Genomic DNA, 4,379 nt, shown 5'->3' with positions numbered 1-4,379 from the left:
CCGTCAGGTGCATTCCTTGAATGTAGGGAATGTAGGTTAGAAACGATAACTTGGTGGGTTACAGCGGATAGGAAATTAAATGATTTGTTCTCTCAATTGAATACCGCTTAACCCACCCTACGGTTTACGCTTGATGGGGTCTATAGGTAAGCACATTTTCCCATGGTGAAAAGTATACCATAAACCAACAGGCGATCATTGTGTCTTAGGTGCGATCGCTCTTTTTGTGTCCTCGTTTGAAACCTTATGTGTCGAGTCTATAGGCAGGCACATTTTCCCACGGTGAAAAGTATACCATGAATAAACACGCGATCGCATACCCCTTCCCTTGTCGATAAATCAGTGAAAGAGCGTGTTACGGCGATTGCTCTCATAAAAATAGTTAAATTATAATGAACAACAGTAATCCATCAATTTAGGATTGTCGGCTAATGAATATCTCAGACCTGAGAACCAAGGTTTTTGAAGAAATCCAGAGTGTTCCCGATGATAGACTGATTGAACTATTAGAGGTAATTCATTCCTTTAGGCTACGTTCAGAACCCGTCAGTTCCCCTATCCAACTAATTATGCAATTCGCCGGTTGCTGGAATGACCTCCCCAAAGAAACCTATACTGAATTCTTGAACGACATTTCCCAGCGCCGCCAGCAAGCATTTCAAGAGAGGCAAAATCGTGAAACCCGCCTTAGTTGACACTGATATTCTTGGTACTGCGGTTGCCAATAATCTTGTTCTCATCACCCATAAACAGCGCCATTTTAGCCGAATTGAAGGGCTAGAATGGCAAGACTGGAGTCAATCTTGATAATGAGAAGTGCGATCGCTTGAAACGGTTTTCTGTGTCAATCTGTGTTATTTCATCGTGAGTCTACAACAGAATGTGATTAAAAGTGAAGCCTTATGTCATAATTACTACTGCCCTTGAGAAATTGCTCGTCTGAATTCCCTAACCGCCTCAACCCTAGAAGCCATCAACAGGCATCGCGTTAGCAAGTCAATGTCTAGGTCTGGTAATACCTCAGAAGCGTAAATCCGTTCGTAACCGTTGACTCTGAGATGATGCAACGTAAATAAACCATCTTCCCAAAACCAGACTTCCGCTACTCCCAACTCCTGATAGCGTTTAAGTTTGGAAACAGTACCACTGGTAAAGACTACTTCAATCGACAAGTCGGGAATTTTCTTTAAACTGCCAATACAATAGGACTCGTCAGCCTGTGCTGAAGCTACCCCTTCTTTTTCTTGAGTAAAGCTACCTGTGGGGTAAAATTCGATGCCTTTTTCCACAAAGTAGTCAAACAGTAGCCCTGCAATTGTCCGACTGAAAACTTCGTGGTCTTGTGAAACTGCCAAAATTTCCACCTCACCCTTGTAGTAGAACAGTCGTATTCCAGGGGAATTCTTGAATCCTGCTTGAATGAATCGAAATTGTTGCCAGTTGATTCCAGAGTGGGTGAACCGTTGGTCTGTCGGTTTATCTAATGTCTGTGTCATTGCGATCGCTCATGTCAATGTTCATGCTGTTGTTTCTTTTTGGTCGTTTTTGTTATCACAAATAGTCTGAGTCAACACAAGCGCGATCGCAGTCTCTCCTCTAACAATTTTGCCCGTTGTCGCTCCTGTTGAGCCACTTGCTCAGCTTCTGTTGCGCGTTGTCTCTCCTGAGCAATTTGTTCCTCTGGCGTCAAGATCCGCTGTCCTTGCTCATCGTACCAATACAACCATTCTCTAGTTATTCCCTGATAGGTTCCCCTTTCTCTTCCTATCCCTAATCCGATTTCTGCTAACCACACCGGATTCCCAAACTGTAACTGATACTCCCCATCCACTAATTTATACACTTCCAATGGGGCTTGACGACGTCGCAGGGGATTGTACACCACATAATAGAGTACTCCCATGTCCCGATAAATTTTTTTCTTACTGCTATATTCGCCGCGACGCTTATGGGATACTACCTCCAGCACCAACATGGGTACAACCTGCTCTTCCCACACCACATAAGACAGGCGCAAGTCTATCTCCTTCGGAGACGCTTCGCGAACATCTATAAACCGTTGTACTCCCACACTCAAAAACCCATCCGGTACAATCGCTGGTTCTTTGGCGTGATAATATATCGCCATATCCACCCCAAAAAACCAATCCCAGCGCTTCTCCCACAACAGCGCCAAAACAGCTTTAAGCAATGAGGGAATCAAATCTTGCAGTTCATTATCCACTGGCGTATCGTCAGAATCGGGTAGCTCTTCTGCACAGGGTAAGCAATCGGATGGGTTGTACTCTAGCATGAGTCGGTCAGGGAGCGACAACTAACTTCATTGTATTTTATTCAATCTATGTTATTTAAGCGTGAGTCCACAGCAGAATGTGATTCAATTGGTATCACCTGTGTTATCACAAAGAGTCTGGATCAACGAAAGAGCGATCGCAGTCTTTCCTCTAACCGATTAGAGATGCCCAGCCAGGACGTGTACAAAGCGCTAAAGCGCTCACTACGAACGACGCGATCGCTCTTTTTGTATCGCGGTCTGCAACCTTATGTATCGAGTCTATAGGCATGCATATTTTCCCACGATGAAAAGTATACCATAAACCAATACGCGATCGCATTCACTAATGACAATTTCTACCTCAACCGTCGCACCGCTTCTAGATCATCATCAGTGACGCCATTTACCACAAGGGCGCACCTCTCTCTGTGCTACCCTACCAAGAACCATCCATTCTATTAGGGAGTGCGATCGCAGTAGGGGCTTGGTTACCAAGCCCCTACTCGCCCAAATCTTGATCTAGAATAGTCTCGATATCCCGCGATCCGTGAAGAACCCGCAAAATCTCGATATCAGTGTCTCTAGTACGATAGAAGATCAGATACTTTCTAAATCCCTTAACGGCTTGCTGGCGAATATCAGCTAAATCAGGATTGACACAATCCCTAATCTTTCCCATTCTCGGCATTTTAGCCAATTGCCTAAATGTTTCTTCTGCTGCTAAGAGAAACTGCTCCGCCGCCTCTAGATTTTCCTGGGAAATATAGGTTGCCAACTCGATTAAATCACGGATAACCTGCGGACGTTTATAAACCTTACCCATTTCCCTCTAAACCTGTCCGTTGAGCCACCCTTTCTCGCACCACTCGCCGGATATCTTCCCAATCTTGCTCCGTCATCGGTGTTGCCATTCCCGAATTCAACCCTTCTAATAATAAAGCCTCTAAATGCTCTTGAGCCTTGCGTTTTTGGTCTTGGCGAACCAACTCACGAAAATATTCACTAACTGTGCTATAACCGCCATTTGCCACCTGTTCCTCGATATAAAGGCGCATGGAATGAGGTAGAGAAATATTTATACTTTTCATGGGAGTTTTTCTGGGACTAGCTGCTGGCATTATGGCATAAATTGCCATTTGATGGCAACTATTGCCAAGAATGTCAATAGGATTTTTCAGGTAGCACAGGACGAAACACGCTCTTTCACAGATTTATCGAAACGGTAGGGGTGGGGATGTGAAGGACGTGCGATCGCTCTTTTTGTCTCCCCGTCTGCCACCTTATGTATCGAGTCTATAGGCAGGCACATTTACCCACGATGAAAAGTAGACCATAAACCAACAGGCGATCTGCTGTAAGCTCTACTCGAAGAGCGATCGCATTCACTAATAACAATTTCTACCTCAACCGTCGCACCTCTTCTACACTCAAGCCAGTGATCTGACTAATCGTATCTTCATCGACAATTCCTAACATTTTCCTAGCCATTTCTAATTTAGATTCCTGAATACCCTGTTCTCGCCCGACTTGAATACCCTGTTCTCGCCCGACTTGAATACCCTGTTCTCGCCCGACTTGAATACCCTGTTCTCGCCCGACTTGAATACCCTGTCTCAATGCTAATTTTATCGCATTCCGTTGGTCATGAATATACATTTCCCTCTGTAAGAGAGCTTCTAACTCTTCACGAGTCAGATTCGCTTGATTCGCTACTTCAAACGCCTTGCGAATTTCCGGGACTTGTGCCATTGCTTCCGGTATCGTTTCTAATCCTCTGGCACATTTGATAAAGTATATCCATTTATCCGCCAATGTTTCTAATTCGTCTAACTCCTTAGTAAACTTTGGTAGTTCGACAAAGACTAACTCCAACTCATTAATCGGGTAATCCGTCAACACTTTCTTTTCTTTGAGGACAAAATTAGAAATCACCTGAGGCAAATCCTCAAACATTTCAAAGTCCGTCAGCGTCAAGGCTATCACTGGATTCAATAAGGTATAATCGTCTCCGGGTTCCAACTGAATGGAATAGGCTTTAGCGGCGTTATACAATATCCGCTTCTCAAACCCTGATAAATTCAGGACTTGCATCTCAATAATCACC

Annotated in this window: 8 protein-coding genes; 3 read left to right on the top strand and 5 right to left on the bottom strand. The window is 44.3% G+C overall.

Annotated features, from left to right (window positions below; translation table 11 throughout):
- Positions 1-431 precede the first annotated feature (431 nt).
- Together RIC07_RS34285 and RIC07_RS34280 are read left to right on the top strand one after the other, a co-directional pair.
- Complete coding sequence (locus tag RIC07_RS34285; protein WP_446398417.1) at positions 432-695, top strand: hypothetical protein; 264 nt, start codon at positions 432-434, stop codon at positions 693-695.
- Positions 676-807: a hypothetical protein gene (locus tag RIC07_RS34280; RefSeq protein WP_446398416.1), complete on the top strand. Its 132-nt coding sequence runs from the start codon at positions 676-678 to the stop codon at positions 805-807. Before RIC07_RS34285 ends, RIC07_RS34280 begins: the two co-directional genes overlap by 20 nt.
- A 107-nt stretch (positions 808-914) precedes the next feature.
- Here the strand turns inward: RIC07_RS34280 and RIC07_RS34275 are convergent, their stop codons facing one another.
- Together RIC07_RS34275 and RIC07_RS34270 are read right to left on the bottom strand one after the other, a co-directional pair.
- Positions 915-1,496: a Uma2 family endonuclease gene (locus tag RIC07_RS34275; RefSeq protein WP_446398415.1), complete on the bottom strand. Its 582-nt coding sequence runs from the start codon at positions 1,494-1,496 to the stop codon at positions 915-917.
- A gap of 71 nt (positions 1,497-1,567) precedes the next feature.
- Positions 1,568-2,293: a Uma2 family endonuclease gene (locus RIC07_RS34270; protein ID WP_446398414.1), complete on the bottom strand. Its 726-nt coding sequence runs from the start codon at positions 2,291-2,293 to the stop codon at positions 1,568-1,570.
- A 48-nt stretch (positions 2,294-2,341) separates the two neighbouring features.
- Here RIC07_RS34270 and RIC07_RS34265 point away from each other — a divergent pair, with 48 nt between their 5' ends.
- The gene (locus RIC07_RS34265) at positions 2,342-2,560 is read left to right on the top strand and encodes a hypothetical protein (protein ID WP_446398413.1); all 219 of its coding nucleotides are present in this window, start codon (positions 2,342-2,344) and stop codon (positions 2,558-2,560) included.
- A gap of 214 nt (positions 2,561-2,774) precedes the next feature.
- Here RIC07_RS34265 and RIC07_RS34260 read toward each other — a convergent pair whose 3' ends face one another.
- From RIC07_RS34260 to RIC07_RS34250, 3 genes are all read right to left on the bottom strand, one after another.
- The gene (locus RIC07_RS34260; protein WP_446398412.1) at positions 2,775-3,098 is read right to left on the bottom strand and encodes a type II toxin-antitoxin system RelE/ParE family toxin; all 324 of its coding nucleotides are present in this window, start codon (positions 3,096-3,098) and stop codon (positions 2,775-2,777) included.
- Positions 3,091-3,363 carry a type II toxin-antitoxin system ParD family antitoxin gene (locus RIC07_RS34255; RefSeq protein ID WP_446398411.1) on the bottom strand — a complete coding sequence of 91 codons (273 nt, stop codon included), beginning with the start codon at positions 3,361-3,363 and terminating at the stop codon, positions 3,091-3,093. The genes RIC07_RS34260 and RIC07_RS34255 overlap by 8 nt, the downstream gene beginning before the upstream one ends.
- A gap of 310 nt (positions 3,364-3,673) precedes the next feature.
- On the bottom strand, positions 3,674-4,379 hold a 706-nt coding region (locus RIC07_RS34250; RefSeq protein WP_446398410.1), incomplete at its 5' end, for an Rpn family recombination-promoting nuclease/putative transposase.

It is taken from the genome of Coleofasciculus sp. E1-EBD-02 (genome assembly GCF_040218245.1).
GTDB lineage: Bacteria > Cyanobacteriota > Cyanobacteriia > Cyanobacteriales > Coleofasciculaceae > Coleofasciculus.
The sequence above is the reverse complement of the archived record's forward strand: the minus strand, read 5'-3'. Positions and strand labels throughout refer to the sequence as shown.

What these genes read in the sequence shown, in the direction of transcription:
- RIC07_RS34270 (WP_446398414.1), bottom strand. Translation starts at nt 2,293, where the DNA reads ATGCTAGAGTACAACCCATCCGATTGCTTACCCTGTGCAGAAGAGCTA.
- RIC07_RS34265 (WP_446398413.1), top strand. Translation starts at nt 2,342, where the DNA reads ATGTTATTTAAGCGTGAGTCCACAGCAGAATGTGATTCAATTGGTATC.
- RIC07_RS34255 (WP_446398411.1), bottom strand. Translation starts at nt 3,363, where the DNA reads ATGAAAAGTATAAATATTTCTCTACCTCATTCCATGCGCCTTTATATC.
- RIC07_RS34275 (WP_446398415.1), bottom strand. Translation starts at nt 1,496, where the DNA reads ATGACACAGACATTAGATAAACCGACAGACCAACGGTTCACCCACTCT.
- RIC07_RS34285 (WP_446398417.1), top strand. Translation starts at nt 432, where the DNA reads ATGAATATCTCAGACCTGAGAACCAAGGTTTTTGAAGAAATCCAGAGT.
- RIC07_RS34260 (WP_446398412.1), bottom strand. Translation starts at nt 3,098, where the DNA reads ATGGGTAAGGTTTATAAACGTCCGCAGGTTATCCGTGATTTAATCGAG.